This is a genomic window from Agrobacterium sp. GW821-FHT02D03 (assembly GCF_059421725.1).
Genome location: NZ_JBWKVN010000001.1, coordinates 1,469,409 through 1,495,763, shown reverse-complemented (window position 1 = coordinate 1,495,763; position 26,355 = coordinate 1,469,409). Strand labels below are relative to the sequence as shown.

21 protein-coding genes and 1 tRNA gene are annotated in these 26,355 nt (G+C 58.1%); 10 read left to right on the top strand and 12 right to left on the bottom strand.

All coding sequences use genetic code 11. The features are described 5' to 3' along the window. Nucleotides 1–184 precede the first annotated feature (184 nt). Nucleotides 185–622 carry a PACE efflux transporter gene (locus tag AC07U5_RS06990; RefSeq protein ID WP_062440844.1) on the top strand — a complete coding sequence of 146 codons (438 nt, stop codon included), beginning with the start codon at nt 185–187 and terminating at the stop codon, nt 620–622. Nucleotides 623–713: 91 nt separating this feature from the next. On the opposite strand, the gene AC07U5_RS06985 is transcribed toward AC07U5_RS06990, so the two are convergent. The 4 genes from AC07U5_RS06985 to AC07U5_RS06970 form a co-directional block, all read right to left on the bottom strand. Next, nucleotides 714–1,274 (bottom strand): ABC-type transport auxiliary lipoprotein family protein, encoded by a 561-nt coding sequence (locus AC07U5_RS06985; protein ID WP_246666347.1) that lies wholly within the window; start codon nt 1,272–1,274, stop codon nt 714–716. 77 nt (nt 1,275–1,351) lie between these two features. Next, the gene (locus AC07U5_RS06980) at nt 1,352–2,722 is read right to left on the bottom strand and encodes an MlaD family protein (protein ID WP_062427463.1); all 1,371 of its coding nucleotides are present in this window, start codon (nt 2,720–2,722) and stop codon (nt 1,352–1,354) included. A gap of 2 nt (nt 2,723–2,724) precedes the next feature. Continuing rightward, nucleotides 2,725–3,564 (bottom strand): ABC transporter ATP-binding protein, encoded by an 840-nt coding sequence (locus AC07U5_RS06975; protein ID WP_236760330.1) that lies wholly within the window; start codon nt 3,562–3,564, stop codon nt 2,725–2,727. 10 nt (nt 3,565–3,574) lie between these two features. Beyond that, nucleotides 3,575–4,735 carry an ABC transporter permease gene (locus tag AC07U5_RS06970; RefSeq protein WP_274102514.1) on the bottom strand — a complete coding sequence of 387 codons (1,161 nt, stop codon included), beginning with the start codon at nt 4,733–4,735 and terminating at the stop codon, nt 3,575–3,577. A gap of 145 nt (nt 4,736–4,880) precedes the next feature. Between AC07U5_RS06970 and dgcA the strand changes: the two genes are divergently transcribed. Next, the gene (dgcA, locus tag AC07U5_RS06965) at nt 4,881–5,864 is read left to right on the top strand and encodes an N-acetyl-D-Glu racemase DgcA (RefSeq protein WP_274102515.1); all 984 of its coding nucleotides are present in this window, start codon (nt 4,881–4,883) and stop codon (nt 5,862–5,864) included. Nucleotides 5,865–5,872: 8 nt separating this feature from the next. On the opposite strand, the gene AC07U5_RS06960 is transcribed toward dgcA, so the two are convergent. Beyond that, nucleotides 5,873–6,703 (bottom strand): UDP-2,3-diacylglucosamine diphosphatase, encoded by an 831-nt coding sequence (locus tag AC07U5_RS06960; protein ID WP_062427467.1) that lies wholly within the window; start codon nt 6,701–6,703, stop codon nt 5,873–5,875. Nucleotides 6,704–6,936: 233 nt separating this feature from the next. On the opposite strand from AC07U5_RS06960, the gene AC07U5_RS06955 reads away from it, so the two are divergent. Both AC07U5_RS06955 and AC07U5_RS06950 read left to right on the top strand, forming a co-directional pair. After that, nucleotides 6,937–9,252 carry an NADP-dependent malic enzyme gene (locus tag AC07U5_RS06955; RefSeq protein WP_062427468.1) on the top strand — a complete coding sequence of 772 codons (2,316 nt, stop codon included), beginning with the start codon at nt 6,937–6,939 and terminating at the stop codon, nt 9,250–9,252. 257 nt (nt 9,253–9,509) lie between these two features. Beyond that, nucleotides 9,510–10,679, top strand: a complete 1,170-nt coding sequence (locus AC07U5_RS06950; RefSeq protein WP_494722614.1) for a DUF2865 domain-containing protein — start codon at nt 9,510–9,512, stop codon at nt 10,677–10,679. Between the two features lie 859 nt (nt 10,680–11,538). Here the strand turns inward: AC07U5_RS06950 and murI are convergent. From murI to AC07U5_RS06935, 3 genes are all read right to left on the bottom strand, one after another. After that, nucleotides 11,539–12,360 (bottom strand): glutamate racemase, encoded by an 822-nt coding sequence (murI, locus tag AC07U5_RS06945; protein WP_494722613.1) that lies wholly within the window; start codon nt 12,358–12,360, stop codon nt 11,539–11,541. Then, nucleotides 12,338–13,171, bottom strand: a complete 834-nt coding sequence (locus AC07U5_RS06940) for an RNA methyltransferase (RefSeq protein ID WP_494722612.1) — start codon at nt 13,169–13,171, stop codon at nt 12,338–12,340. Before AC07U5_RS06940 ends, murI begins: the two co-directional genes overlap by 23 nt. 77 nt (nt 13,172–13,248) lie before the next feature. Beyond that, a complete protein-coding gene (locus tag AC07U5_RS06935; RefSeq protein WP_313061742.1) occupies nt 13,249–13,779 on the bottom strand; it encodes a hypothetical protein in 531 nt (176 codons plus the stop codon). Between the two features lie 214 nt (nt 13,780–13,993). Between AC07U5_RS06935 and AC07U5_RS06930 the strand changes: the two genes are divergently transcribed. From AC07U5_RS06930 to AC07U5_RS06920, 3 genes are all read left to right on the top strand, one after another. After that, on the top strand, nt 13,994–15,208 hold the full coding sequence (locus AC07U5_RS06930) for an NADP-dependent isocitrate dehydrogenase (protein WP_062427554.1): 1,215 nt from the start codon (nt 13,994–13,996) through the stop codon (nt 15,206–15,208). A gap of 126 nt (nt 15,209–15,334) precedes the next feature. Further along, nucleotides 15,335–15,958, top strand: coding sequence for a glutathione S-transferase family protein (locus AC07U5_RS06925; protein ID WP_312807024.1), 624 nt, complete (start codon nt 15,335–15,337; stop codon nt 15,956–15,958). A gap of 236 nt (nt 15,959–16,194) precedes the next feature. After that, nucleotides 16,195–18,312 (top strand): putative bifunctional diguanylate cyclase/phosphodiesterase, encoded by a 2,118-nt coding sequence (locus AC07U5_RS06920; RefSeq protein ID WP_494722611.1) that lies wholly within the window; start codon nt 16,195–16,197, stop codon nt 18,310–18,312. An 86-nt stretch (nt 18,313–18,398) separates the two neighbouring features. On the opposite strand, the gene lipB is transcribed toward AC07U5_RS06920, so the two are convergent. Next, nucleotides 18,399–19,133: a lipoyl(octanoyl) transferase LipB gene (gene lipB, locus AC07U5_RS06915; protein ID WP_494722610.1), complete on the bottom strand. Its 735-nt coding sequence runs from the start codon at nt 19,131–19,133 to the stop codon at nt 18,399–18,401. A gap of 188 nt (nt 19,134–19,321) precedes the next feature. On the opposite strand from lipB, the gene AC07U5_RS06910 reads away from it, so the two are divergent. Then, nucleotides 19,322–19,406, top strand: a tRNA-Leu gene (locus tag AC07U5_RS06910). Between the two features lie 89 nt (nt 19,407–19,495). Here AC07U5_RS06910 and AC07U5_RS06905 read toward each other — a convergent pair. The 3 genes from AC07U5_RS06905 to recA form a co-directional block, all read right to left on the bottom strand. Then, complete coding sequence (locus AC07U5_RS06905) at nt 19,496–19,684, bottom strand: hypothetical protein (RefSeq protein WP_494722609.1); 189 nt, start codon at nt 19,682–19,684, stop codon at nt 19,496–19,498. A gap of 529 nt (nt 19,685–20,213) precedes the next feature. Next, nucleotides 20,214–22,877, bottom strand: coding sequence for an alanine--tRNA ligase (alaS, locus tag AC07U5_RS06900; RefSeq protein WP_494722608.1), 2,664 nt, complete (start codon nt 22,875–22,877; stop codon nt 20,214–20,216). Nucleotides 22,878–23,082: 205 nt separating this feature from the next. Then, nucleotides 23,083–24,171, bottom strand: a complete 1,089-nt coding sequence (gene recA / locus AC07U5_RS06895; RefSeq protein ID WP_062427486.1) for a recombinase RecA — start codon at nt 24,169–24,171, stop codon at nt 23,083–23,085. 245 nt (nt 24,172–24,416) lie between these two features. On the opposite strand from recA, the gene AC07U5_RS06890 reads away from it, so the two are divergent. Together AC07U5_RS06890 and AC07U5_RS06885 are read left to right on the top strand one after the other, a co-directional pair. Beyond that, entirely contained in the window at nt 24,417–25,355 is a 939-nt protein-coding gene (locus AC07U5_RS06890; protein WP_494722607.1) for a carbohydrate kinase family protein, read from the top strand. Between the two features lie 30 nt (nt 25,356–25,385). After that, on the top strand, nt 25,386–26,309 hold the full coding sequence (locus AC07U5_RS06885) for a pseudouridine-5'-phosphate glycosidase (protein WP_113179745.1): 924 nt from the start codon (nt 25,386–25,388) through the stop codon (nt 26,307–26,309). The last annotated feature ends 46 nt before the right edge of the window (nt 26,310–26,355 follow it).

Below are 26,355 nucleotides of genomic sequence, written 5' to 3'. Positions count from 1 at the left end.
CAGACAAAAAAGCGTCTCTTTCGAGGCGCTTTTTTTGCGCAGTTTTTTCGGCGATCCATCCTCGCGATACCCGAAGACTTGAAGCAAAAGCCGCTTCCGCTTATATCGTCCTTGCGAGGACGACCTCGGCCATGGCGGCGACAGCATTCGGGACGGCCCGATTTGGTTATCTCGGGAGTTTTCCATGCGCAGCATAGGCGATCGTATCCGCCACGCTCTCAGCTTTGAAATTATTGGCCTCGCTTTGGTCATTCCACTCGGCACCGTCGTCTTCGCCATGCCGATGAGCGACATCGGCATTGTCGGCGTCGTCAGCGCCACCGTCGCGACGGCGTGGAATTATCTCTACAATCTTGGCTTCGACCACACCCTGCAGCGTCTGCGGGGCACCACGCTCAAGACACCGGCGATCCGTGTGGCGCACGCGGTTCTGTTCGAGCTTGGACTTCTGATCGTCCTGATGCCGTTCATTGCCTGGTATCTCGGCATCGGCCTGATCCACGCACTGATCATGGATATCTCGTTCGCGCTCTTCTACGTCGTCTACGCCTTCGTCTTCAATTGGGCCTATGACGCGATCTTCCCGCTGCCGGAATGGCAGAAGGAAGCAGCAGCCGAGTAAGGCTACCAGATTAAACCCACAGGTAATCGCAAAGAAAAACGCCGCGCATCGAATGATGTCGCGGCGCTTAATTTTACATCGTGGATGGCGATCAGAGCGCCTTCAACGTCCAGGCCACAATCTCGCGAGAGGCAGCGGCAAACGCCGAGTCGAGCGCCTTGACAAAGTTCGCGTTGCCCGTACCGCTGACGCGCGCGCTTGCACGGAACACGTCCTGTGCCCGAACGGTGCCGTTGCGATCGTTCAGCAACTGTACCGAAATCTCGATGTTGGCGACATTGTTCTTGGTGTCGACCTCGAAGGCGCGAATATCGGTGACGACCTGATAGTCGATCGCCAGACCCTGCCCCGGACGTCCAACACCGCCGAGGCGGCCCGTATCCTGGAAGGCTTCGACCAGCTTCGACTGCACCATGCGTGGCAGGCGGTCGCTCCACTGCGAGTTCGCAAGATACTGCACTTCCGAGTTGGAAAGCCGTACCACGATGTTCTCGCTATCGAGCGCCTTAAGCGCGGTTGGCTCAGCCACCAGAAGCTGGCGTCCCTTGAGGGATCGCGCCTGCGTCACCGGCGCGGGTGAGACGGAAAGATCGAACGTATCGTTCTTAGCGCCACCGCCGCAGCCTGCCAGGATCGCACCAAGCAAGGGCATTATCACAGCAAACTTCGTGGAGACCGCGGATATTTTCCGCCGTGGTATCTGCAAAATCATGAAACCAGGAACCTCCATCAACGCCGTGTCCGGCCATCATATTGTTTTACATTTTCGCCGCCGAAGATCAGGCGCTGCGGATCGCGATCGAAATTGGTGATCGTATTGTTGAGATTGTTGACCGTATCACGGGTGCTGCTGATCAGCGCCTGAAGATCCCTCAGGCCCGAATTCGAGAAGCGAGTGAGGTTGTCGGCAATCGGGCCAATACGTCCGTTGAGATTGTCAGCAACCGCCTTGAAGGAGTTAAGAGTCTCACGTGCCTTGGCAAAAAGCGAATCCGCGTCATCGGTTCCCAGCATGCCGTCCACTTTCGCGAGAATGCCGTCGACGCGGCTCGATGCCATGTTCAGCTTGCGAGACATGTCGGTGAAGTCGGCAATTGCTTGATCGATATCCTGACGGCGCGTTCCAACGTCATCGGCGATCTGGCGGAAGGTGGAGATCGCCTGGCGAGCGTCGGCGGTCGCAGCCGACACATCCTCAACCGTATTGCTCACCTTCGCGGTATCGACCGAAGCCAGAAGCTCATCGGCGCGCTTCAACACGTTCTGAGCGTCCGAACTTGCCTGTTCGAAGTTACGTGAAGTGCGTTGTACGTTCTCCATAACCGCTTGAATGCCGCTGGAAGAGGCCGCCACGTCGGACGTGACCTTGTCAACATTGGTGAGAATCGAGTCGATCTTCTGTGAATCCACCGCCTTGACCAGATCTTCAACGGCCGTCAGCGTTCCATCGAGACGAACCGAGACCGACTGAACGGTCGTCGACAATGAGCTCAGGCTCTCTAGGAAGTTTTCGATGCCATCGGAGTTGGAGGCAAGCGCTGCAGAGAATTTCTCGGCATTGCGAACGGTTTCCGTCAGCGGTCCGCGCGCATCCTGCACGAAGCCCTGAAGCTCTCCGATCGCACCATCCGCACGCTTCAGAATCTTGTCGGCGGTCGCAAGCAGGTTCGTCACACTGGACAGATCAGCCGTCAGCTCTGCTGGCACGCCGGTTTCGAAGGACTTCTGGAGAATGCGTTCCTCATTGCTGCGCCCACCCGAAAGCTCGACATAGGCAGCGCCCGTCAGGCCCTGGATTTCCAGAACCGCGCGAGTGGACGGAAAGACCGGCGCATCCGCCTGCACTTCCGTATAGGCAATCGAGTAAGCAGGATCCTGCTGGTCGATCGAAAGACCACGAACCGTACCGACAGGTATGCCGTTGAACCGCACCGGCGAACCGACGGACAGACCATTGGCCGATCCCGGAATACGGATCGTCAGCTGCGCCACTGGCCCGCCGCGTCCGAATTCGGCCATCCAGTAAACGAAGCCGAATGCCGCCGCGACCACGATGAGCGTAAAAATACCGACAATGGTGTAATTCGCCTTGGTTTCCATGCCTATCCGTTACTCCCCGGAATCTGTTGCGTGCCATCCGGAAGGACGACGGCGCGAGCCCGCTTTCCGCGGAAATATGATTGGACCCAGGGATCGTCGTTATTGAACATATCCTCGAGTGTACCTTCGACTGCCACTTTCTTGTTGCCGAGAACGGCAATGCGGTCGCAGACTGAAAACAGGCTGTCGAGATCGTGGGTCACCATGTAAACCGTCAGACCCATCGAATCGCGCAAGCGCGCAATCAGCATATCAAACTCTGCAGCCCCGATCGGATCGAGACCCGATGTCGGCTCGTCCAGGAAGACGAGGTCCGGATCGAGCGCCAGAGCGCGCGCCAATGCTGCGCGCTTGATCATGCCGCCTGAAAGTTCGGATGGGAACTTGTCGCCGGCATCCGGCTTCAAACCCACCATTTCGATTTTCAGGGCCGCAAGCTCATCCATCAGCTTTTGCGGCAGATCGAGATATTCGCGCATCGGCAGCTGAATATTCTCTTTCACAGTCAGACCGGAGAAGAGCGCGCCCTGCTGGAAGAGGACACCAAGACGCGTGTCGAGCGCCATGCGTTCTTCGTCCGAGGCCTTGTCATAGTCAGTCCCAAGGATCTTGATCGAACCGCCCTGGCGCGGCAAGAGCCGCAGCACCGTGCGCATCAGCACCGATTTACCGGCACCGGACGGACCGATAAAGCCCAGAATTTCACCGCGATAGACATCGAGGTCGAGATTGTCGAGCACGAGCTTGTCGCCAAAGCCGACGGTCACGCCCTCCACCGAAAGCACGACTTCGCGATCGGTCTTGCTGTCTTTCCTGTCCTCGACTGCTTGTCCTTGATCCACAGCCCTCTCCTTAAAAATCGATGGCTGAATAGAAGATGGCGAAAAGCGCATCGACGAGGATCACGACAAAGATCGATTTGACCACCGAGGCCGTGACGTGTTGACCGAGCGATTCCGCGCTCCCGCCAACCTTCATTCCTTCCACGGATGCCACAATGCCGATGATCAGGGCCATGAATGGCGCCTTGATCATGCCGGACGCGATCGTCGAACCCTCAACGGCGCTATGAAGACGCGAAAGAAACACTTCAAACGTGATACCCGAATAAATAAGCGAGACGATTGCAGCGCCGAACAATGCCGAGAAATTGGCGATGATGGTGAGAAGCGGCAAGGCGATCGTGAGCGCCACCAGACGCGGGAAGACCAGGACGCCGACGGGGTTGAGGCCGATGACCTTCAGCGCGTCGATCTCCTCGCGCATCTTCATCGAACCGATTTCAGCGGTAATCGCGCTGCCGGACCGGCCGGCGATCATGATAGCGGTAAGAAGAACGCCGATCTCACGCAATTGGAGAATGCCGACGAGGTCGACCACAAAAACTTCCGCGCCGAAATATCTGAGCTGGAACGCGCCCTGCTGGGCGATGATCGCACCGATCAGGAACGACATCAGCGTTATGATGGGCACCGCACGCACGCCCATGTGATCGACCTGGTTGACGATGGCAGCAGGCGACACGCCGCGCCCTCGACCGAGCTTCATCTGCGCGCCACGAACGGCTGAGCCCAGAATAAACATGCCGGCCATAAAGTCGGACCCTGCCTGGACGACATTGCGTCCCACGGGCTCGAAGATGCGGCTTAAAATACCCTGCTTTTGCGTATCCTTCGGCGGCAGCGGCGCTTCATCGGGAAGCGAGGTGATGATCTCCTCGACCTTCTCATTGCCCTCGAAGCTGACATTCGAGCCGGACTTCTCCAGACGGCTCCGCAGGCTATGGAGGATCCATGCACCGGTCGTATCGATATGGTCGATACCCGACAGGTCGATCGTGATGGGCCCGGATGCACCTGATTTTTCGATCTTGTCGAGTTCGGGCAGAACGGGAGAGATGTTCGCGTTGCGCCAGGAACCGGAGAGCACGTAGCGCGCGCCGCCGCGCCCCGCGTTCTCATCCGCCGAGATTGCAGCCTGTTCCACCCGCTTGCCTGGTTCCTGTTCTTGCATATTTCTCCGCGTGAATGCAGCTTACTGAAAGATTCTCTTAACGATTCATATCTTTTGCCGGACCAGCAAGCCACAGCGGTGCACCGTAAATGGATACATATTTTGCAGGTTCCATGGTTTTACCCCCAACTATAAGGCAATTTTGATGAGCCGTTACCTCGAAGCCACAGCGCAAATCTTCCCGGTTGCAGGAAGCTTCACCATTTCGCGGGGAAGCCGCACGGAAATCCATGTGGTCACCTGCACCATTTCCGACAACGGCGTCCAAGGTCAGGGAGAGTGCGTCCCCTACGCGCGCTATGGCGAAACGATCGAAGGCGTCCTGGCAGATATTGACGCAGCCGCGAAGGCAATCGCTTCGGGGCTCGACCGGGAGCATCTTCAGCAGGCCATGAAGCCGGGTGCTGCGCGCAACGCCGTCGACTGCGCTTTGTGGGATCTGGAAGCGAAGCTCTCAGGGAGACCCGCCTTTGCTCATTTTCTGCCGTCTGCTCCCAAACCCTTGATGACGGCCTATACGATTTCGCTCGCCGACGCGCAGACGATGGCGGCGAAGACAAAAGAAAACGCCCATCGTCCGCTCTTGAAGATAAAGACGGGAACAGAGGACGACGAAGAGCGCCTACGCGCCGTTCGTGCGGCAGCACCAGATGCCGCAATCATCGTCGATGCCAACGAGGGATGGCGTGAAGACAATATAGAGCACCACATGGCCGTTGCCGCGGAGCTCGGGATTTCCTTGATCGAGCAACCTCTCCCAGCCGGCAACGATGCGTTTCTGGCGACGATAAAGCGACCCGTGGCAATCTGCGCGGATGAGAGCGTCCACCTGACGAGAGACCTCGCATCCCTTCGCGATCGTTACGATGCGATCAACATCAAGCTCGACAAGACAGGCGGTCTTACTGAAGCTCTGGTGATGAAGCAGGAGGCCGAGCGTCTCGGCTATCAGATCATGGTGGGCTGCATGCTGGGAACGTCGCTTGCCATGGCACCCGCTGTGCTACTGGCGCAAGACGTGGCCTTTGCCGATCTTGACGGCCCTCTGCTTTTGGCGCGCGATAGAGAGCCTGGTCTTGTCTATGATGGTTCTCTCGTTCATCCGCCACAGCCGGAGCTGTGGGGATAAAGACATCCTCAGGCCGCTTTTGTATCAACGAGCTTGGGAAACATCACCGGCTCCAGCTGGCGCACCGTTGGCTCTTCCGCGCTGTCGCTGGTCTGCATCCAGGTGATCAGCTCGAACGAGCCGTCAAGGTTCTCGACAATGGCCGTGCAGCTTTCCACCCAGTCGCCGGTATTGATGTAGCGGATACCGTCGATATCCTCCATCACCGCATGGTGAATATGGCCGCAGATGACCCCATCCACCTTGTTGCGCCGGGCCTCATCGGCCACCACACGCTGGAACTCGCCGATGAAGTTGACGGCATGCTTCACCTGGAGTTTCGCCCAGGCGGAGAAAGACCAGTAAGGAAGGCCGATACGGCGGCGAACCGCCGCAATCGCGACGTTGACGGCAATCGCCGCATCGTAGGCCCAGTCACCAAGGTAGGCGAGAAGGCGTGCATTGCGCACGACGACATCGAACTCGTCGCCATGCAGCACAAGATATTTCTTGCCGTCCGCTGCCTCATGGATCATGCGCTCGGCCACTTCGATGCCGCCGAAATGGGTGCCGGGGAATTCGCGTAAGAATTCGTCGTGATTTCCGGGGATGTAGACGATGCGCGCGCCCTTGCGCGCCTTGCGCAAAAGCTTCTGCACCACGTCGTTGCAGCCCTGCGGCCAGTACCAGCTTCGGCGAAGGCGCCAACCATCGATGATATCACCAACGAGCACGATCGTGTCCGCCTCGTGATACTTCAGAAAGTCCAGCAGAAAATCCGTCTTGGCCGCTTTCGAGCCAAGATGCACGTCGGAAATGAAAAGCGTCCTGAAGTGTCTGGTTTCGGTCTGCGTGGCCATGGTCTCGTCCCCTCGTCTCATGAAAGGCGTTTGGAAATCTTTCACTCTTGGGAAAACCAGACTCGTGTTTCAGCAAGATGACAAAGCGGCGCTTCCATGGTCCGACGCTGGTCTTTTTGCGAATATCGCCTTTCTCGCTTTTGCATGCCACCCGCCAAATAAACGGCTGTACGGTCGAACTGTTTGCTGTATGCAAAGACCTTCGTGACAATTGAAATAAAGCGGTGAAAAAGATGAGTTCTCAGGACAAGGGCACGACGCAAAACAAGAGCAGCAATGCGGATCTGGATGAGCAGGCGCTCTTCTACCATCGCTATCCTCGCCCTGGTAAACTTGAGATCCAGGCGTCCAAGCCGCTCGGCAACCAGCGCGACCTGGCGCTCGCCTATTCACCGGGCGTCGCTGCCCCCTGCCTTGCCATTCATGAAAATCCGGAAACGGCGGCGCAATATACTGCACGCGCCAACCTTGTGGCTGTGATTTCCAACGGCACCGCCGTTCTCGGTCTCGGCAATATCGGCCCGTTGGCGTCGAAGCCGGTCATGGAAGGCAAGGCCGTCCTCTTCAAGAAATTTGCCAATATCGACGTCTTCGATATCGAAATCGACGCGCCCGGCATCAACGATATGGTCTCCACCATTTCGGCACTCGAGCCCACCTTCGGCGGCATCAATCTCGAAGACATCAAGGCGCCTGAATGTTTCGAAGTCGAGCGCCAGCTGCGCGCCAAGATGAACATCCCGGTCTTCCACGACGATCAGCACGGAACAGCAATCATCGTTGCCGCAGCCGTCACCAATGCGCTGGAACTCGCCGGCAAGGCCTTGTCGGACGTCAAGATCGTCGCATCCGGTGCCGGTGCAGCGGCTCTCGCCTGCCTCAACCTGCTGGTGGAGATGGGCGCCAAGCGCGAAAATATCTGGGTCCACGACATTGAAGGCCTCGTCTATGACGGCCGCAACACGTTGATGGACGAATGGAAGGAAATCTACGCGCAGAAGACCGACAAGCGCGTGCTCGCCGAATCCATCGAGGGCGCAGACGTGTTCCTCGGTCTCTCGGCCGCAGGCGTTCTGAAGCCCGAGCTTCTGGCGAAGATGGCTGAAAAGCCATTGATCCTGGCATTGGCGAACCCAAAGCCTGAAATCATGCCGGAAGAAGCGCGCGCCGCACGCCCGGATGCAATGATCTGCACCGGTCGTTCGGACTTCCCGAACCAGGTCAACAACGTTCTCTGCTTCCCTTACATCTTCCGCGGCGCGCTCGATTGCGGCGCAACCAGCATCAATGAAGAGATGAAGATGGCGGCGGTTCGTGCGATTGCCGAACTGGCCCGCGAGGAAGTCTCCGAAGTCGCTGCCAAGGCCTATAGCGAAGAGACGCCGGTGTTTGGCCCGAACTACCTGATCCCCTCGCCTTTCGACCCACGCCTCATCCTGCGCATCGCCCCCGCCGTCGCGCGCGCTGCCGCCGCAAGTGGCGTCGCATCGCGACCCATCACCGATTTCGATGCCTATCTCGATCAGTTGAACCGCTTCGTCTGGCGTTCCGGCTTTATCATGAAGCCGATCTTCAACAGTGCCAAGAGCGCGGAAAAGAAGCGTATCATCTTTGCCGAAGGCGAAGACGAGCGCGTGCTGCGCGCCGCTCAGGTACTTTTGGAAGAAGGTACGGGCATCCCGATCCTGATCGGTCGTCCGCAGATCATCGAAACGCGCCTGAAGCGCTTTGGCCTGCGCATCCGCCCGAATACCGATTTCGCCGTGGTCAACCCGGAAGACGATCCACGCTACCGCGACTATGTCGATGACTATTTCGCGCTGGTCGGCCGTGCCGGCATCAACCCGGAAGCCGCACGCACGATCGTTCGTACCAACACCACCGTCATTGGCGCTCTCTCCGTCAAGCGCGGCGAGGCCGATGCCCTGATCTGCGGTCTGGAAGGCCGGTTTGACCGTCACCTGCGCGATGTCAATCAGATCATCGGCAAGCGCGAAGGCGTTCAGTCTTTTGGCGGCCTCAGCCTGCTGATCACCCAGCGTGGCGCGCTCTTCATGACCGATACCTTCGTCAATTACGACCCGAGCTCTGAAGACGTCGCAGAAATGGCGATCCTGGCGGCCAAGGAAATCAAGCGTTTCGGCATCACCCCGAAGATTGCGCTTGCCAGCCATTCGAACTTCGGTTCGCGCGATTCTGTCAGCGCCCGAAAGATGCGCGCAGCCCTTCAACTCGTTCGCGACAGGGCGCCTCATTTGGAAATCGATGGCGAAATGCAGGGTGGCTCGGCACTGTCGGAAATGTTGCGCAAGCGCGCGATGCCCAACAGCGCCTTGTCCGGTGAGGCGAACCTCCTGGTCTTCCCGAACCTGGACTCGGCCAATATTTCGCTTGGCGTCGTGCGCACCATGACGGAAGGTCTGCATGTCGGGCCGATCCTGCTTGGCACGGCCCTGCCCGCACATATCCTCTCGCCCACCGTCACCTCGCGCGGCGTGGTCAACATGGCAGCGCTTGCCGCCGTCCAGGCATCGCATCCTTCGATGTGATGGCCTGGGTTTAAAGCATGGTTCAAGCAGAATTGTGCAGCGGTTTTGCGATGACACCACGCGGCGAAACAAGGACCTAAAGCGTAAGGAGCGAATCTGAACGATCGCGACACGCTTCAGGCCTGACGTTATTGCGTCACTTCGAATTAACGCAATTTTGAAACTGCTGTTGCCGCATTGCGGCACAGCCCTATGCTATCCTGAACTTAATCCTGCCGCGAGCGTTGGTGATTGATGTTGAAAGGGATGCCGACTGAATGCTGACGGGCCTGCAGAAAACGAATGGGCGCCCGGCGCCGCGCCGCAACCGTCTCATCGGTACCCTGTTGGCCACCCTCGTCGTCGCACCCGTTGCCGTGCAGGCGCAGGACATCTGCGAAACGCTCGAAGCACAGCTGAGACAACCGGCAGAGTCCACGCAAGTTATCGGTACCACAGCGCAGGTCCGGCAATTTGCAAATGCGCTGGCACAGCAGAACCTCGTGATCCGCCGTATCAAGAATGATCTACGGAGCTATGGCTGCTCATCCGGTAGCGTGATTGTCTATGGAAACCCAAATGCGCAAATCTGCGGTGATATTGCGGATGCACTGGCGCAAGCGGAAGCCGAACGGGACATGATCGCGCAAGACCGCAATCGTATGCTTGCAAGCCGTCGCACCGAAGCCGCCGATCGTTGGGATCGGATCATGGCAGCGCTCGATGCTGAGGGCTGCCTTGATCGTCGGCCACCCGATTACGCATCGACGGACCCAGGCCTGGATGCCCAACCCCGCGGCTATACTGACCCCTTCAACGACGATCAAAGGGACATTGGCAACTACGGCCCGACGCCAGACATGCCGACCGAGGGCGGCTTGAGAACGCTTTGCGTGCGCACCTGCGACGGAGCCTTCTTCCCCATATCCTCCAACGCGACGCCGATGGATTTTAGTGCTCAGGCTGCCCAGTGCGAGCGGATGTGCCCTGGCACCGAGACGGAACTCTTCTACCATTCCATGGTGGGGCAAGAGAGTTCCGATATGGTCTCGGCCAAGACCGGTCAACCTTACAAGACGATGCCAACGGCTTTTGCCTATCGCAACGGCTCACCCTCGACGCGCTCTCCATCATGTTCCTGCAACATGGCGGCCTATCATCAGGAGATGAGGAAGCAGGAAGAGCAAGCGAGCGCGCCACAATCCTCTCCTGATCAGTCCTATTCCGGCATCACCCGGATCCCTGCCCCGAAGACGGAAAGCCCCACACCGGCGTCGCCCGAACCCGCACCGCAGTTCGAGGCCAAGGCATCCCCCGTCCAAGAAAGGGAATATGATCCGAAGGACAGCAAGGTGCGCATCGTCGGCCCGCAGTTTCTGCCGGAAGAGACAAGCCGCATCGACCTGAAAAATCCTGCCTTGAAAGGGGCACAGCCTCAACAGGAATAAAACCGCTGCGGCAAACCGATGAGGCATGGCGCAGCGGTGGATACGCTTGGTCTCGAGAGCGTGTCGCAATCTTTAGGATTCGCTTATTACGCTTTCGCTCTTTGTTTTCTCGCACGTCGTTATCGCAAAACCGCTTGCGTGGACCATGACTTAGAACCGAGGGAACCAGGGCGGCACCAGCGGCTGGCCAGGCATCGGTTCGCGCACCGGAAGGCCGGCATCACGCCGAAGCCGATCGCTAAGATGCGTGGCAAGGTTTCTCGTCTGCCGATGCTTCATTGCACCCAGAACTGCCGCCTTCAGCGTGGCCCAGGCACCAAAGCGGCGAACCAACTCGTCAACGGTCCTGGAAAGATCACTTACACTCAAAGATTGTTGTTTAGACATAGGTCATCCGTCCCGGCGCAAGATAGCAACCAGGTCCTCTTGTGATGGAAAAAAGGCGTGCGGAAACGTTCTGCGCAGCAACAGACTGCGAGGTCAAAAGACTATCGACACACCGTGATGTATAGTGAAAACGCCTGGAAAGGCAGGGAAAAGCTTAGATAGCCATTCCACGTCGGTATGCGCGAAGCATCATTCCGGACGTCGCCGGAGCTACGGACATAACCATACCAGAGAGGCAAAAATGCTTAAATGTAGTCATCTAACGCCTCCTGTTTCTTGAGTTGCGGGCCCGATTTTTTTGACACATCTTCGATTCGCCTGCAAGAGGTTCAATCTCGAATTGCATCAATGAGCTTTCATCAGTGCAAAAATGTCACAATGAACTTAGAACGCCGTGCGTTTAACCGGGCGCACAAAGGACGCGTTATCTTCTTTGATCGACGCGTCCTACTTCCTGACAAGCGCTTGGCGCTCAGTGTTTCTCGATCTTCAAACCAAAGCCCTGCATCAGTCTTCTCGTGGTGAAATCCGGCTGACCTGACGTAAAGATGGCGAAATCAAAACCCTCAGGATGCTCGGCACCCTGTAACACCTCGACCTTGCGGCGTGCCTGCCGGGCAATCGCTTCTGCCGGATCCAGCCAGTCTACCGGCCAGGGCGCAACTCTGCGGAACACATTCGCCATGAACGGATAATGCGTACAGGCAAGCACCACGATGTCGGTGCGCCGGCCCTGATCCTCAATGAAGCACGGCGAAATTTCGGCCAGCACGGCATCATCCGAGACGCTCTCTCCTCTGATCCAGCTTTCCGCCATGCGTGCCAGATTTTCCGAACCGACCAGACGCACGTGACATTGCGAGGCGAAAGACTGGATGAGGTCTCGCGTATAGGCGCGCTTCACCGTACCGGGCGTCGCCAGCACAGACACAAGGCCGGAACGCGTGCGTTCCGCCGCGGGCTTGATGGCGGGCACCGTTCCGACAAAGGTCATGTCGGGAAAAGCGGCCCGCAGGTCTGCACCGGCAAGCGTGAAAGCAGTATTGCAGGCAATGATGCAGATTTCCGGCTGATAGGTGTCGAGCAATTGGGCAAACAGCGACAGTATGCGCTGGCGCAACCCGTCCTCTTCCCATCCGCCATAAGGGAAACCCGCATCGTCTGCGACATAGATGAAGCCACGCTCGGGCATCAAAACCCGCGCCTCGCGCAAAACCGTCAACCCGCCGATGCCGGAATCGAAGACGAGAACCGGCTTTGAGACGGGAAGATCAGTCGTTGTCGCCAGAGCCATTCGTTGGTGTCCCCTCGCCTTCGGCGCTTTTCTCTGTCCGTTTCGGCCAGCGGCGCGGAAACGCGTCCAGCGACTTGATCACGCCGCGAAACACGCTGATCTCCTGCTCCGTAAATCCCCGTCGTGACAGAACAGCGCGCAGATTGTCGACCATTTTGGGCTTTTTTTCAGCCGGGTGGAAATATCCACGCGCATCCAGCGCCTCTTCGATCTGGTCGAACAGGCCGAAAACCTGTTCCTTGGTGGAAGGCCGTTGCTGCACCGGCTGGAATGCGGTCTCGGCAAGGTCCTCCATGCCGGATTTCATCCACTCATAAGACATCAACAGCACAGCCTGTGCGATGTTGAGCGATGCGAAGGCCGGGTTGACGGGGAACGTCACGATCTCGTCGGCCAGCGCCACTTCCTCATTCGTCAGGCCCCAGCGCTCGCGACCGAACATGATGCCAGTCCTTTCGCCTGCCTTGAACTTGGCGCGCAGGGTTTCGGTCGCAGTGACAGGCGCGCGCACCGGCTTGAAGCCGTAACGCTCGCGTGCCGTCGTCGCATAGACGAAGTTCAGATCGCGAACCGCATCCTCCAGCGTTTCGTAGACCTTGGTGGCATCGATGACATGATCGGCCTTGGAGGCGGCCGCGCGTGCTTTCTCGCTCGGCCAGCCATCGCGCGGATTGACCAGACGCAGCTCGGCCAGCCCGAAATTCGCCATGGCGCGTGCCACCATACCGATATTTTCGCCAAGCTGAGGCTCGACCAGAATGATCGCCGGGCCTTCGGCAATGAGTTCGAGATCGCTGTTTGTACCTGCCATAGTCGCCTTCCAATTTTTAGGCTTCACTGGCACAGTTTTCCGCGCAAATCAAAGGCAAGGCGTGTGTTGCGCGCGGCTTATTCGCCCTTGATGATGTTTGCCATCTCTTGCTGCACGGAATCGCGGCCCTCATCGCCAACACGATGAATGTCATTGATGACCGGCTTGCCGTCTTCTTCGATCACATCGAAATTGACCTGATCGACGGTCGCCTTCATTTCGGCCTCATCCATGCAGGCCCAGAGCTTGAACTTGACGGTGACGTCGCTCACGCCATCCTTGGGCGGCGCTGCCGAGATGTTAACGTCCTGCAGCGGGCAGCCATCCTGCGAATTGGTGACCACGTCATAACCGAAGGGATCGCCTTTCTCTCCTGCCTCTGCCTCATAAGCGGGCTTCTTCGAGGCTTCGCGATATTGGGCGATGAACGCCTTGCTGAAGAGCGTCGCCAGCAGATCTTCGTCGAAAATATACTTCCAGTCATCGGCCTCGCCGGACCAGTTCTTCACCGTAATATCCATGACCTTCTTCACCGGCTCGGTGGGATCGGCGGCGAAGGCGCTGGAGGAAAGGAATAGTGCGGCAATGGCGAGCAGAACTTTCTGCATGATGACGTCCTGAAACTTCAGCTTACCCAACGTAAGCGATTCGCCTGAATCTAATCCGCGAATGTGTTTTGGCAATCCGGTAACAAGGCTTTTAGAAAGGCCAAAAAAGCTGACCGATGGCTTTGCCTCTGCCGCTCGCAATGCTATAGCGCCACGGGATATTGACCCTTATGGCGCTCGATTGGGCGCAACCGTTCTCGAAGGTGAGGAATTCATGACAAAGATCAAGGTAGCCAATCCGGTCGTCGATCTCGACGGCGACGAAATGACCCGTATCATCTGGCAGCTCATCAAGGACAAGCTGATCCTGCCATACCTCGATCTCGATATCGAATATTACGATCTTTCCGTCGAAAACCGCGACGCTACCAACGACCAGGTAACCGTTGATGCGGCACACGCCATCAAGAAGCATGGCGTCGGCATCAAGTGCGCGACCATCACGCCGGACGAAGCCCGCGTGGAAGAATTCAACCTCAAGCAGATGTGGAAGAGCCCGAACGGCACGATCCGCAACATTCTGGGCGGCGTCATCTTCCGCGAGCCGATCATCTGCAAGAACGTTCCGCGCCTGGTTCCAGGCTGGACCCAGCCGATCGTTGTCGGCCGTCACGCTTTCGGCGACCAGTACAAGGCAACCGATTTCAAGTTCCCCGGCAAGGGCAAGCTGACGATCAAGTTCGTCGGCGAAGATGGCCAGGTCATCGAGAAGGACGTGTTCGACGCTCCGAGCGCCGGCGTGGCTCTTGCGATGTACAACCTCGACGATTCCATCCGCGAATTCGCCCGTGCATCCATGAACTACGGCCTGATGCGCAAGTGGCCGGTTTACCTCTCCACGAAGAACACCATCCTGAAGGCCTATGACGGTCGCTTCAAGGACATCTTCGAAGAAGTCTACCAGAGCGAATTCAAGGCGCAGTTCGACGAAGCCGGCATCACCTACGAGCACCGCCTCATCGACGACATGGTCGCTTCCGCGCTCAAGTGGTCCGGCGGCTACATCTGGGCCTGCAAGAACTATGACGGCGACGTTCAGTCGGATACCGTGGCACAGGGCTTTGGCTCGCTCGGCCTGATGACCTCGGTTCTCCTGTCTCCGGATGGCCGCACGGTCGAAGCAGAAGCGGCGCACGGCACAGTGACGCGCCACTACCGCCAGCACCAGAAGGGTCAGGAAACCTCGACCAACTCCATCGCATCGATCTTCGCATGGACCCGTGGCCTCGCCCACCGCGCCAAGCTGGACGACAACGCGGAACTGGCAAAGTTTGCCACGACGCTGGAAACCGTCTGCGTCGACACCGTCGAAGCCGGCTACATGACCAAGGACCTCGCGCTCCTCATCGGTCCGGATCAGCCTTGGCTCTCCACCACCGCCTTCCTCGACAAGATCGACGAAAACCTCAAGAAGGCCATGGCTGCCTGATCGGCATCCAACCCTTTAGAGATCTTCGAAAACCCGGCCTTCGCGCCGGGTTTTCTTTTGCCCCCAATCGATGTCTTGATTAGGTCATGCTGCAGGAGCAAACTCTGCTCAACAAGGGAGAGAGACATGAGCGATCTGACATTCTACACCCACCCCATGTCACGCGGACGCATCATCCGCTGGATGCTAGAGGAAGTGGGCGCACCTTACGACACCAGAATCATCGGCTTCGACAGCGACATGAAGGCTGGCGAGTACAAGGCCATCAATCCCATGGGCAAGGTGCCCGCGATCAAACACGGCGACGTCGTCGTGACGGAATGCGCGGCCATCTGCGCCTATCTGGCAGACGCCTTCCCGGAAAAGGGTCTTGCCCCTCCGACCAACCATCGTGGCCTCTACTATCGCTGGCTCTTCTTTGCGGCCGGCCCCCTGGAAATGGGCGTCAGCAACCGCGCAATGGGTCTTGTGATTCCGGAAGACAAGTATCGCATGGCCGGATGCGGACGCTTCGAAGACCTGATGGACACCCTCGAATACGCCGTAACGCAGAACGCTTTCATTGCTGGCGACAGCTTCACCGCCGCCGACGTCTATGTGGGCTCGCATATTGGATGGGGTCTGCAATTCGGTTCGATCGAGAAGCGTCAGGCCTTTGCCGATTATCTCGGTCGCCTCGGTCAGCGCCCGGCTTTCCTGCGCGCTCAGGAGATCGACGATTCCATCATAAAGAAAATGCAGACAGCCTGACGTCGCACGGTGTTTGGCCCATCTCATTCTATCAAAAGATGCGTCAGATAACCCTCAAAACCTACCTAGGATTGATCTAAGCCATTGTGAATGTTGTAGAATTTTGTTGTAGGCCATATAAATTATTAACTCGTTGTGTAGTAAACCATCACATTGCCATTCACCCGGCCTGCGAACGCAGTAAACGGCTGCTGCGTTTGCTCTAACGCGGTGCCTTCCTACAAGGGGCGACTGTAATGATGACTGTGCTGGGATGCATCGTCTACGAACACAACATCTGGCTCGTGCTTGTGGCAGTGCTACTCTGCGGCACCGGTTCGTGGGTGACATCCCGGCTTTTCAGTAAAACGACGACCGCGACCGGGAAGCAGCGCATCGGCTGGCAGGCGATGACGGCGCTGTCCGCTGGCGTGGCGATCTGGTGCACGCATTTCGTCGCCATGCTTGGCTATGACGCAGGCGTACCCATCGGCTTCGATTTGTCGTTGACGGTTGCTTCGCTTTTGGTCGTCCTGTTCGGCAATGCGATCGGTTTTGCCGTGGCAGTCAGCAACCGTCATCCCATCATGCCCGCCTTGGGCGGCGCGATCGTCGGTCTCGCCATTTCCACAATGCACTATACCGGTATGATGGCCTACCGCGTTCAGGGGATCGTATCCTGGGACAGGACTTACCTTATCGCTTCGATCGTTCTTTCCGTGGGTCTTTCGTCGGCTGCACTGCATTTTGGCATGCGTAAAGGCAGCAACGTCATGGCCGTGGTCCTAACGCTTGCAATCGCCGTCTTGCACTTCACGGGGATGACGGCGTTCCAGGTCGAACCGATGTATGTCGACGGATCCTTCTCCAATCCGGATTCTCTCTGGACGCTGGCCATCGCCATTTCCGGCATGGCTTTCGTCATCGTTGCCTGCGGTCTGGTAAGCTACCTCATAGACAATGGCACACGCGCCGAGACCATAGCGCATCTTCGTCACATGGCGTTGTACGACGCGTTAACCGGCCTTCCCAATCGCGCCAACTTCAGCGAGAGGCTGGAGGAAGAGCTCGCGCTCGCCGATGCGCAAAAGAGCCGGCTAGCCATGATCGGCATCGATCTCAACCGGTTTAAGGAGATCAACGACACCCGTGGCCACCATGTCGGCGACGACGTATTGACCGACCTTGGTCTGCGGCTCAAGCATTTGGTTCGGGAAGACAAGGGCGAGTTCGTTGCCCGCGTTGGCGGAGACGAGTTCGCCGCTCTTTTCCGTATTCAGGACGATGAAATGGTCGGCATAAACCGGTTTCTGAAACGTCTTGAAACGGTGATGTTCACGCCGATCAATATCGACGAAGCCCAAATTGTCGCTGGCGCGAGCTTCGGTGTCGCACTCTATCCTGACGACGCAACCACCAAGGAAACGCTTGTCAGTAATGCGGACCTCGCCATGTACCGCGCCAAGTCGCAACTCACCGAAAAGCGTGTCTGCTTCTATGAGGCGGGCATGGACAAGGCCGTTAAAGCAAGGCGTTGCATGGCGGCTGATTTGCGCAAAGCACTCTCCCGCGATGAACTCTCGATCCACTACCAGGTACAGACCTCTGTTTCGACTGGCGAGATCACGGGCTACGAAGCACTGCTGCGGTGGCACCATCCGGAACGCGGTTTCATCCCGCCCTCAGATTTCATTCCGCTGGCGGAGGAAAACGGGCTTATTCTGCAACTTGGGGAGTGGGTGCTACGCACCGCATGCGCAGCCGCGGCCTCCTGGGAGCCAGCCTGCAAGGTTGCCGTCAACCTCTCTGCCGTGCAGTTTGCAGCAGGCGATCTGCCCAAGCTCGTCATGAGCATTCTTCTCGAAACGGGTCTTCCCCCGCATCGACTGGAGCTTGAACTTACCGAGACCGCCATCCTGAAGGATCGCGAGCGTGCCTTTCACATGCTTCGCCAAATCAAATCCTATGGAGTGTCCATTGCGCTGGACGACTTCGGCATTGGCTATTCTTCGATAGATACGCTGCGGTCTTTCCCCTTCAGCAAGATCAAGCTCGACCGCTCCTTCATCGACGAAAGCCACAGCAGTCAGGAAGCGCTAACCATCATCCGCACCGTATTGGCTCTCGGCAAGGGCCTTAAAATTCCGGTTTTGGCGGAAGGGGTGGAAACAAGAGAACAGCTTTCCCTCCTGGAATCGGAAGGATGCGGGGAAGCACAGGGCTACTTGCTCGGCCGGCCGGCGTCACTTGATCAAATCCTTGCGACGGGCCGCTTGCGCATCATCGAACGACCTCTCCCTTTGCCAAGAACGGCCATTCATGATCCTTTCGACCTACCTGACGTCACTATTGGAAGGACAGGGACAGACAGCTGAAACCCGGCGAAGACTGGACGATTGTCTGTTATCCGACATGATAAGGAGCTGGTTCTCGGAAACACAATTGGTGTAGCAAAACCGAATTAGGACGCCGCCCCTGCGCCCTCATTCGCGGTATCGCCAAAGACCTCCTCGAAGGCCTCCCGTAGGAAGACATCCACATCGTTGATCATCACCAAGAGGCCTAGATCAACGAGGCTGGTGACGCCGTATTGGCTAATACCGCAGGGAACGATGCCGCCGAAGTGGCTCAGGTCGGGATCGACATTGATCGACAGGCCATGAAAGCTCACCCACTTGCGCAAGCGAATACCGAGCGCCGCAATCTTGTCCTCCGACATGGAGCCATCCGGCAGAAGTGGCTTTTCCGGCCGGCGAACCCAGACGCCGACCCGATCCTCACGCCGCTCGCCTTTGACGTTCATCTTGTCGAGCGTGCGGATGATGACCTCCTCCAGTGCCGCCACATAGGCGCGGACATCCTGGCGTCTGCGCTTGAGATCAAGCATCACATAGACCACCCGCTGGCCTGGGCCGTGATAGGTGTACTCCCCGCCCCGTCCGGTTGCGAAGACGGGAAAGCGGTCCGGCTCGATCAGGTCCGACGAATCGGCACTCGTACCGGCCGTGTAAAGCGGCGGATGCTCCAGGAGCCATACAAGCTCGTCCGCTTCGCCGGCAGCGATGGCTGCGACCTCACGCTCCATCTCCTCGATCGCCTGCTCGTAGGGCACCAGCCCGTCAGAGATTCGCCAGCGTACGGCAGGAGAACCGGCACTTGGGTACATCGTGGAGGTGAGATCGGTGCGTGTGAGCATGAAAATGTCCTTTCCACAGCCTTCTGGCAGAATGAAATTGAGGCTGCAAGCCCAGCGTTTGCGGGCTTCTTCCATATAGGAAGGCAAAGGCCTGTTTTTAATTTCAAAAAACTGTCACGGCGCTCTTGTGCACCCAAAATCCTTTTGCTACATGCACCCCCGTCGGCGCAAGTCGACCCTACCACGATGCGGTCGTGGCGGAATTGGTAGACGCGCAGCGTTGAGGTCGCTGTGGGGTAACCCGTGGAAGTTCGAGTCTTCTCGACCGCACCAAAAGAAAAACCCGCTTCGGCGGGTTTTTCTTTGTCTTCAGTTATCTAAGCGAAATCCCTGAAGCTCTGTGTGAACGATCGGCGATCCGTTCAATGGATAGGGATGTTTCTTTTATCCGCCTCTTCCTTGATGATGTCTTCGACCAGTTCGCGCTTCAGCGACGGATTTCCCAGCAGATAATCATCGGCAATTTCAAAGATGGATTTCGGGCTTTCGATGCGGCTGAGCGTATCGAGATCCTGCGCGATCTGCTCGCGAAGTTCTGCATAATTTTCCATGGTTGTCTCCTTTGTTATGAACACAATGCGGATGGCATCGCACCGGTTCCTAAAGCACGATGCCTAGATCAAAGAAGACAGAGCGTCATTTGTGCCTCCAATAGGACGCACGGTGCTCCAAGCCAAAAAGAAACCCTCCCGCGAGGGAGGGTCAGGTTGGAGAAGACAGCATCATGCGGGTAGCCTGTCAGCTGCCAAGCCATCGAACCGTCATCGATACACCCAGTTCCCCTGCTTCGTCACCCAGCGCGCGATCATCGGATTGCAACGCGGATGCGGTTGGATCGGTTCGACGCTCTGGAGCGGCCCGTGAGAGCGAAACAAGCAACTGTGGACTACCATCCTGCACCCCACGCACGACGCGTAATCACTGGAAGGCTACCGGTACGCCATCACGCTGTCATGATCCGGTCGTGAACCCATGACTGGAATAGAAAGGGCCGGAACCTCATCTTCGAAGTTCCGGCCCTTGAATGTCAGCAATCAAACGCAGGGCAGCTCAGCTGCTTTCCCACGACCTTGAACGAGATCAGCTCGCGAGCGACGCTGCAACTGCCTCGATGGCTTCATCAGCCTTCGATCCATCGGGGCCACCAGCCTGCGCCATGTCCGCACGTCCACCGCCACCCTTGCCGCCGAGAGCAGCCGACGCCGTACGCACCAGATCGACGGCGCTGAAACGCGATGTCAGGTCTTCGGTGACCGCTGCAACGGCACTGGCCTTTCCGTCCTCGGATACGGCAATCAGCAGCACCACGCCAGAGCCCAGATTGGTCTTGGCATCGTCTGCGAGACCCTTCAGATCCTTGGCGTCGATGCCGGACATGGCCTTTGCCATGAACTTCACGCCACCGACCTCTCTGGTATCGCCGGCCGAGCCTTCCGCCGAACCGCCGCCCATGGCGAGCTTGCGGCGAGCATCGGCCAGTTCGCGCTCGAGCTTCTTGCGCTCATCCAGCAGACCCTCGACGCGCGAGATAACATCGCCTGGCTGCACGCGAAGCGACGAGGCAAGTGTTTTCACGCGGTCATCCTGCTCTGCAAGATAGGCAAGCGCACCCGGTCCCGTGACCGCTTCGACGCGGCGCACGCCCGCACCAACGGCACTTTCGCCAAGAATACGCACGAGGCCGATCTGTCCCGTAGCGGAGACATGCGTGCCGCCACAAAGTTCGACGGAGTAAGGCCGGTTGGCCTTGGCGCCGTGGATACCGGTGCCCATGGAGACAACGCGCACTTCATCGCCATATTTTTCACCGAACAGCGCCATCGCGCCTTCTGCAATCGCATCGTCCACGCTCATCAAGCGCGTGACGACCGGCGAGTTCTGGAGAATGATCTCGTTCGCCATCTCCTCGACGACCTTGAGCTCTTCCGCCGTCATCGGCTTTGGATGCGACACGTCGAAGCGCAGACGTTCCGGTGCCACAAGCGAGCCCTTCTGCGCCACATGGGTTCCGAGAACCTCGCGAAGCGCTTCATGCAGCAGATGGGTTGCCGAGTGGTTGGCGCGAAGGCGCGAACGACGATCATGATCGACGGTCAACTGAACCGCATCGCCGAGCTTCACACCGCCGTTGGCGACCTTGCCGATATGGACGAAGAGACCCTCGCCCTTCTTCTGAGTATCGGTGACCGTGACGCTGCCATTGTCGGAGGAGATGACACCGGTGTCGCCCATCTGGCCGCCGGACTCGCCGTAGAAAGGCGTCTGGTTGACCACGATCTGGACGGTATCGCCTTCAGCCGCAGCGTCGACCGACTTGCCATCCTTGACGATTGCCTGAACCACACCCTCGGCGGTCTCGGTGTCGTAACCAAGGAACTCGGTCGCACCGAACTTTTCCTTGAGCTCGAACCAGACGGTCTCGGTTGCCTTGTCGCCGGAACCGGCCCAGTGCGAGCGGGCTTCTGCCTTCTGGCGCTCCATGGCATCGGTAAAGCCGGCAATGTCCACGCCGATTTCGCGGGCGCGCAGTGCGTCCTGCGTCAGATCGAGCGGGAAGCCATAGGTATCGTAAAGCTTGAAGGCGGTTTCGCCATCCAGCATGCCGCCCTTGGAAAGGTCGGACGTCGCCTCGGACAGAAGCGAAAGACCACGCTCCAGTGTCTTGCGGAAGCGGGTTTCTTCAAGCTTCAGCGTCTCGGAGATCAACGCCTCGGCGCGCACGAGTTCCGGATAGGCGCGGCCCATCTGCTGAACAAGCGTCGGCAGAAGCTTCCAGATCAGCGGCTCCTTGGAACCCAGAAGCTCGGCATGACGCATGGCGCGGCGCATGATGCGGCGCAGAACGTAACCACGGCCTTCATTCGACGGCAGAACGCCATCGGCAATCAGGAATGCCGAAGAACGCAGGTGATCGGCAATCACGCGGTGGCTTGCGCGCTTCTCGCCTTCAGCAGGAACGCCGGTCGCTTCGACGGAGGCCGAGATCAGCGCGCGGAAAAGGTCGGTATCGTAATTGTCATGCTTGCCCTGCAGCAGCGCGGAGATACGCTCAAGGCCCATGCCGGTATCGATGGATGGACGCGGCAGGTTGATGCGCTCTTCCTTCGTCACCTGCTCATACTGCATGAAGACGAGGTTCCAGATTTCGATGAACCGGTCGCCATCCTCATCGGCGGAGCCAGGAGGTCCGCCCCAGATATGATCGCCGTGGTCGTAGAAGATTTCCGAGCAAGGACCGCAAGGACCGGTATCGCCCATCGCCCAGAAGTTATCGCTCGTCGGAATGCGGATGATGCGATCATCGGAAAAACCGGCAATCTTCTTCCAGAGGTCGAAGGCTTCGTCATCGGTATGATAGACCGTCACCAGAAGACGGTTTTTGTCGATGCCGAATTCCTTGGTGATCAGGTTCCAGGCGTGCGTGATCGCCTCTTCCTTGAAATAGTCACCAAAAGAAAAGTTGCCGAGCATTTCGAAGAAGGTGTGGTGGCGCGCGGTGTAACCGACATTGTCGAGGTCGTTATGCTTGCCACCAGCGCGAACGCACTTTTGCGACGAAGCGGCCTTGGAATAAGGACGGCTCTCAAGACCGGTGAAGACGTTCTTGAACTGGACCATACCCGCATTGGTGAACATCAGGGTCGGGTCGTTGCGCGGCACCAGCGGGCTGGATGGCACAATTTCATGGCCGTTCTTCTTGAAGTAGTCGAGGAAAGTCGACCGGATTTCATTCACACCGCTCATACGAAGTCCTTCATTGCCACGCTCACGCAGCGATAATAAAAAAGTCACAGGCTTTTATCGTCCGCCACCCGGCCTGTCCAGCCAAAGAGCGCCGGGCTCTGCCAGAATGAGGCAGCAAAATGACAAAGGCCGCGCAAAAGGATCGCACGGCCTTGGATCAATCAACGATGGGCAACGATGCCGGAGAAAGCCCGGCAGCAGATCATCACGCGTCCGGCTCTACACCATCCGCATCGGCTTCGGGTCCGCCGTTCTCAAGGAACCGGTCGGCGATCAGGCCGGCATTCTGACGAAGCGCCATTTCGATTTCGTTGGCGACAGCGGGATTGTCGCGCAGGAAAGATTTGGCGTTCTCACGCCCCTGCCCCAGCCTCTGGCTGTTATAGGAGAACCAGGCACCAGACTTCTCGACGATGCCGGCTTTTACGCCGAGATCCACAAGTTCGCCCGTCTTGGAAACGCCTTCGCCATACATGATGTCGAACTCGACCTGCTTGAAGGGAGGGGCCATCTTGTTCTTGACGACCTTGACGCGCGTCTGGTTACCAACAACCTCTTCACGCTCCTTGACCGAGCCGATACGGCGGATGTCGAGACGAACCGAGGCGTAGAACTTCAGCGCGTTGCCGCCCGTCGTCGTTTCCGGCGAACCGAACATCACACCGATCTTCATGCGGATCTGGTTGATGAAGATCACCATGGTCTTCGACTTGGAAATCGATGCGGTCAGCTTGCGCAGCGCCTGGCTCATCAGACGGGCCTGCAGACCCGGCAGGCTGTCGCCCATTTCACCTTCGATTTCAGCACGTGGCGTCAGAGCAGCAACGGAGTCGACCACCAGTACGTCCACGGCACCGGAGCGCACCAGCGTATCGGTAATTTCAAGCGCCTGCTCGCCCGTGTCGGGCTGCGAAATAAGAAGGTTGTGAAGATCGACGCCAAGCTTGCGGGCATAGACCGGATCGAGCGCGTGCTCGGCGTCCACGAAGGCGCAGATGCCGCCCTTCTTCTGGGCTTCTGCAATGGTCTGCAGTGCCAGGGTCGTTTTACCGGAGCTTTCCGGCCCGTAAATTTCAACGATACGCCCCTTCGGCAGGCCGCCGATGCCGAGCGCAATATCAAGGCTGAGAGATCCCGTTGAAACGGTCTCGACCTCGATGACGTTTTCATTGGAACCGAGCTTCATGATCGATCCCTTGCCGAACGAACGTTCGATCTGGGAGAGCGCCGCTTCCAGTGCCTTGCTTTTATCCACCGAATTGTCCTCTACAAGACGCAAAGAATTTTGTGCCATCTGAACCACCTTTAGGTTATTGAAGCCGCACAGGCAACGAAGCAGTGTGTAAACCGTATGTACTCTTTTTGTTCTCACTCCACAACAGCGCATCAGCCCGTTGAAAACAAATAACGATAAGCCGTTCGTTCTGCTTTTGTTTTTCTTTGTTGAAGGATTTTCCACTGCCAAGGGGTCAGTTGGAAAGAGCCGAAAAACACCGAATCGGATTTGGCAGTTTGTCGCGTGAAGAAGGATTGGCCAGCGTGAAGAAAATACTCGTTCTGGGCGGCGCGCATATCGACCGGCGCGGCATGATCGAGACGGAAACGGTGCAAGGCGCAAGCAATCCCGGTTCCTGGATGGAGGAAGCCGGCGGCGGCGGTTTCAATGCGGCCCGCAACCTTTCCCGGCTGGGATTCGAGGTGAGGCTCATCGCGCCGCGTGGCGGTGACGGCAATGGTGTGACGGTTGCCGCAGCAGCGCGGGATGCAGGGGTCGAGGATACCCCTTTCACCTTCCTGGACCGCAGCACCCCGAGTTACACGGCAATTCTGGAGCGCGACGGCAATCTGGTCATCGCCATTGCCGATATGGATCTCTACAAGCTCTTCACGCCGCGTCGTCTCAAAGTGCGCGCCGTACGCGACGCGATCAAGACCACCGATATCATTCTCTGCGATGCCAACCTGCCTGAAGATACTCTAAGCGCAATCGGCATGGTAGCGCGCGCCTGCGAAAAGCGTCTCGCGGCCATTGCCATTTCGCCAGCTAAAGTCGTGCGTATGAGACCCGCATTGGCCGAGATCGACATGCTGTTCATGAACGAGGCAGAAGCGCGCGCGCTGACGGGTCAGAATGTCACCGAGGTGAGACAATGGCCGACTTTGCTGAGAGAGGCTGGCCTACGCGGCGGCGTCATCACCAGTGGCGCCAAACGCGTCGTCGCCTTCGACCAGAACGGGACCGCCGTGCTGACGCCACCGCTGATCGAGGATGTGAAAGATGTGACCGGTGCGGGCGACGCCATGGCATCTGGCTACCTGTCGGCCATTGCCCGCGGCAAACCCATCACCGAAGCCTTGCGCCATGGTGCCGCCGCAGCTGCCATTACCGTCCAGTCTTCTTTTGCAACGGCCAGTGAATTGAATGCGGAGACACTTGCCGCCGCACTGGTGCTTGTGCCGCAGGCTGAAATGGTGTGAAGAGATCGCTTAATTAAACTGGAAGAGACCATGACCAAGACCACCTCCCCGCTCCTGCCGATCGTCTATTCGGAAGAAGTTGCCGCCGCCAAGCAGCGCGGCGCGCCGATCGTTGCGCTTGAATCCACGATCATCACCCACGGCATGCCTTATCCGGGCAATATCCGCATGGCTGAAGGCGTGGAGAAACTGATCCGTGACAATGGCGCGGTTCCGGCCACCATTGCCGTCATTCACGGCACGCTGCATATCGGTCTCGAGAAGGATCAGTTGGAAGCGCTGGCACAGACCAAGGATGCGATGAAGGTCTCACGCGCCGACATCGCTTTCGCGATTGCCGAGCGTCGGACAGGTGCAACCACGGTTGCCGCCACCATGATTGCGGCTGACCATGCCGGTATCAAGGTCTTCGCGACCGGCGGGATCGGGGGCGTACATCGCGGAGCGGAAGAAAGCTTCGACATCTCGGCCGACCTGACCGAGCTTTCACGCACCGGCGTCATCGTCGTCTGCGCTGGCGCAAAGGCGATCCTCGATGTGCCGAAGACGCTTGAGGTTCTGGAAACCAACGGCGTTCCGGTCGTTACCTATGGCTCGGAAGAATTCCCGGCCTTCTGGTCGCGCGCGTCGGGCCTCAAGAGCCCGCTGACGCTCAACAGCCCGGCAGCGATCGCCAACTTCCAGACGACCCGCGAACAGTTCGGCCTCGAAGGCGGCATGCTGATCGCCAACCCGGTACCGGAGGAAGACGAAATCGGCCGCGACGAGATGGAGATCTATATCGAGCGCGCGCTTTCCGCAGCCGAGGAAGACAACATCACTGGCAAGGCGGTCACGCCCTATCTGCTGGCAAAGATTTTCGAGATCACCGAAGGCCGCAGCCTCGACACCAATATCTCGCTGGTGCGCAACAATGCCCGCCTCGCAGCCGAGATCGCCGTCGCACTCGTCTGAAAAACTGCGAAGAGACAAGAAAAGGCCCGGAAGCTGATGGCTTCCG

Excerpts from the sequence above, each read along its gene's own strand:
- AC07U5_RS06950 (WP_494722614.1), top strand. The coding sequence starts at position 9,510 with ATGCTGACGGGCCTGCAGAAAACGAATGGGCGCCCGGCGCCGCGCCGC.
- AC07U5_RS06970 (WP_274102514.1), bottom strand. The coding sequence starts at position 4,735 with ATGCAAGAACAGGAACCAGGCAAGCGGGTGGAACAGGCTGCAATCTCG.
- dgcA (WP_274102515.1), top strand. The coding sequence starts at position 4,881 with ATGAGCCGTTACCTCGAAGCCACAGCGCAAATCTTCCCGGTTGCAGGA.
- AC07U5_RS06920 (WP_494722611.1), top strand. The coding sequence starts at position 16,195 with ATGATGACTGTGCTGGGATGCATCGTCTACGAACACAACATCTGGCTC.
- AC07U5_RS06930 (WP_062427554.1), top strand. The coding sequence starts at position 13,994 with ATGACAAAGATCAAGGTAGCCAATCCGGTCGTCGATCTCGACGGCGAC.
- lipB (WP_494722610.1), bottom strand. The coding sequence starts at position 19,133 with ATGCTCACACGCACCGATCTCACCTCCACGATGTACCCAAGTGCCGGT.
- AC07U5_RS06925 (WP_312807024.1), top strand. The coding sequence starts at position 15,335 with ATGAGCGATCTGACATTCTACACCCACCCCATGTCACGCGGACGCATC.
- AC07U5_RS06885 (WP_113179745.1), top strand. The coding sequence starts at position 25,386 with ATGACCAAGACCACCTCCCCGCTCCTGCCGATCGTCTATTCGGAAGAA.
- AC07U5_RS06960 (WP_062427467.1), bottom strand. The coding sequence starts at position 6,703 with ATGGCCACGCAGACCGAAACCAGACACTTCAGGACGCTTTTCATTTCC.
- AC07U5_RS06905 (WP_494722609.1), bottom strand. The coding sequence starts at position 19,684 with ATGGAAAATTATGCAGAACTTCGCGAGCAGATCGCGCAGGATCTCGAT.
- recA (WP_062427486.1), bottom strand. The coding sequence starts at position 24,171 with ATGGCACAAAATTCTTTGCGTCTTGTAGAGGACAATTCGGTGGATAAA.
- alaS (WP_494722608.1), bottom strand. The coding sequence starts at position 22,877 with ATGAGCGGTGTGAATGAAATCCGGTCGACTTTCCTCGACTACTTCAAG.
- AC07U5_RS06940 (WP_494722612.1), bottom strand. The coding sequence starts at position 13,171 with ATGGCAGGTACAAACAGCGATCTCGAACTCATTGCCGAAGGCCCGGCG.
- AC07U5_RS06935 (WP_313061742.1), bottom strand. The coding sequence starts at position 13,779 with ATGCAGAAAGTTCTGCTCGCCATTGCCGCACTATTCCTTTCCTCCAGC.
- AC07U5_RS06985 (WP_246666347.1), bottom strand. The coding sequence starts at position 1,274 with ATGCCCTTGCTTGGTGCGATCCTGGCAGGCTGCGGCGGTGGCGCTAAG.
- AC07U5_RS06990 (WP_062440844.1), top strand. The coding sequence starts at position 185 with ATGCGCAGCATAGGCGATCGTATCCGCCACGCTCTCAGCTTTGAAATT.
- AC07U5_RS06980 (WP_062427463.1), bottom strand. The coding sequence starts at position 2,722 with ATGGAAACCAAGGCGAATTACACCATTGTCGGTATTTTTACGCTCATC.
- AC07U5_RS06955 (WP_062427468.1), top strand. The coding sequence starts at position 6,937 with ATGAGTTCTCAGGACAAGGGCACGACGCAAAACAAGAGCAGCAATGCG.
- murI (WP_494722613.1), bottom strand. The coding sequence starts at position 12,360 with ATGGCTCTGGCGACAACGACTGATCTTCCCGTCTCAAAGCCGGTTCTC.